A 243-nucleotide genomic window follows, 5' to 3' on the forward strand; every position below is an offset into this window, starting at 1 on the left:
TACATCCGTGATCGTTCGTCCAATTTCCATTCTCATCTGGCTGCACCTGGTGGTGCCAGCTTCCGTCGTCGGTGGCTTGTATCCATTCGGGGAAGTTTGGGTTATAGCAGTATGGTCCGCCGCCGCACACGTCACCACTACCACCGTTGTAGCCACCGCCACCATTGCCGCCTGCGTTCGAGTTGCTGTAGTTACTGGTGCTGTAGCCACCACCGTTGCTTTCGTTGTATCCGCCCGTGCTTT

At 56.4% G+C, this 243-nt stretch carries 1 pseudogene; it reads right to left on the reverse strand.

Features of this window, described 5'->3' with window-relative positions:
* Positions 1-243 (reverse strand): annotated as a pseudogene (locus QP415_RS12685) (hypothetical protein); the annotation flags it as partial.

Origin of the sequence: Pauljensenia sp. UMB3104 (genome assembly GCF_030217285.1) — a bacterium.
Lineage (GTDB): Bacteria > Actinomycetota > Actinomycetes > Actinomycetales > Actinomycetaceae > Pauljensenia.